The organism is Salmonella sp. 741265055_HSA, assembly GCF_046569525.1.
Taxonomy (GTDB): Bacteria; Pseudomonadota; Gammaproteobacteria; order Enterobacterales; family Enterobacteriaceae; genus Salmonella; species Salmonella enterica.
The window spans coordinates 1-2,002 of sequence record NZ_JBKFSQ010000085.1 but is presented as its reverse complement, the minus strand read 5'-3'; the positions used below and the strand labels follow the sequence as shown (position 1 = coordinate 2,002).

The 2,002-nt window shown below is 43.3% G+C and carries 2 protein-coding genes; both read right to left on the bottom strand.

Annotated elements, in window-relative coordinates:
• Positions 1 to 189 precede the first annotated feature (189 nt).
• A complete protein-coding gene (locus tag ACLD4K_RS21975) occupies positions 190 to 915 on the bottom strand; it encodes a sugar-binding protein (protein ID WP_183059788.1) in 726 nt (241 codons plus the stop codon).
• Positions 916 to 977: 62 nt separating this feature from the next.
• Complete coding sequence (locus ACLD4K_RS21970; RefSeq protein ID WP_183059787.1) at positions 978 to 1,715, bottom strand: sugar-binding protein; 738 nt, start codon at positions 1,713 to 1,715, stop codon at positions 978 to 980.
• Positions 1,716 to 2,002 lie beyond the last annotated feature (287 nt).

Here is a 2,002-nt window from a genome sequence, read left to right as displayed (position 1 = left end):
CAGTGCTCAAAATCCTCACGTACTACGTGTACGCTCCGGTTTTTGCGCGCTGTCCTTGTCCAAACTGGCTGCGCCAATAACGCCTGGTGGGATAGGCTCTAAATACCCTTCGTGATGTGGTTGTGGTAATCAAGATTAATTGATTACAAAGGGCAATATATTATTGCCCTTTTGTTTTTTGCCTCCCGGTTATTCGGTCAGATAAATAACGCCTTTCGTCATTAATGTTTCGACAGTTTCTTCGCTCACGACATGTTCTGCCGTTGTTTTTGCGTTAAGAATAGTCAGTTTAAATACATCCGTGGCAGCAACGGTATTCATTGTGGTGCTTTGTACAAAATCATCCGCTCCGATGCTGTATTCTGCGAGAAAACCCTCGTTTTTATATAAACGATAGGTTTGTGTCGCGGCATCCGCAGTGGTCATTATGCCATATTGATAGTAGACATAATTACTGGATGCCCGATCCATATTGACCCACAGTGGGCGAGTAAATACGAAGGGCACCGCCACCATGTTAATATTATCGATAAACAGACTTCCTGCGCCAATCTCACCCGGCGCGATAAAGCTGACAACGGCTTCGCCTGCTACCGCCTGTGTCGAATACTCCAGCGATTCCGTATGCCAGTCATCTTGCGTGGTCATATTGATATCATGTTCAAAAAACGTCGTGGTTCTGTCTGTGGTCTGCACGATAATTTTTCCAACCAGGTTTCCCGTGATTGAAAAAGATATCGCGTAAGTCATGAATGTCTCTAGCGTTACCGTCTGGCTTAAGGCGTTAGCGCTATCGATACGGCAAAAATGGTTGCTGTCATTTTCTTCTACTTCAACCAGTGAGCCAATTTGCCACTGTTCTGTTAAACCATCCTCAAAGGAACCATCAATAATAATATTGTTAATCTCAGCCATGATATATCTCGTTTAAATAGAATTAATAAAATGTTTACTGATAAATGAATAAGCGTGGAGGGTTATTCAATATTGAACACGCCGCTTGCAGTAAGCTGTTCATAGGTGGTTTCACAGAGTAAATACTCTTTCCCGGTAAGACTGTTATAAGCGCGGAACTGGAATACATCGCCAGCAGCAAAGCTGGAATAGCCGCCGGTTTGGTTAAAGTCATCCGGACCAACGGCATCCATCTGCGTGACGTAATTGCCATTACGATAAATGCGGTTAATTTGCCCTTCAGGCGCATCGGTACGGGTCATGACGTTCAACTGGAAAAAGTTACTGTTGGAACTGACGTTAGTCATATTTACCCACAGCGGCTTACTGTATTCAAAAGGCACCTCGATCAGGCTGATAATATCGATATCCATTGGGGTGTTAGTGCTGTTCCACGGAACGGAAATCCTGAACGCTGTACGACCAGTATCAGCGCTGGTTGTGAAGGCATACTCTTCTCTGTGCCATTCCGCATTTAAGTTAGTATTAATGTCAGAGATAAAAGAGGTATGGGCAGGATAAGTCTGGAAAATAGTGACGTTCCCCTTCGCCTCGCCTCTGACGGCGAGAGTCAGCCGATAGGTAGTTTCGGGCTCAATGGTAAAGTACTGCGTAATGGTATTGGTGGGTTCGATTCGACAAAAATGGTTGTTTACTGTCGCGCCATCTTCGACAAATATGGATGACTGCGATGAGAGTACCCAGCCATCAAACCCTTCTTCAAAACCGCCATCGATAATAATATTGCTTTCAGTAGACATGTTTTTTCCTTAAGCCATTGAATTAAAAGAATGTGTTAAAGCGAACGAAAGCTATGATGGCCTGCCGGGAGGTAATATTTTGTGAGGTAGATCACGTTCATTTTTAAGGTGGTGTTGTTTTATCTTTTTTATTTCAATAGGTTATGTTTTTTATGCTGTAGTGAGGCTGGTTGTGATCCAATCGTATGCGCTTCTCTTAAATAAAAAGAGGTTAGATCTTTATTTTATGATTTTAAGAGCCTATCCCATTAGGGCTATTTTACTTGCCATTTTGGTCCTGGGCAGTG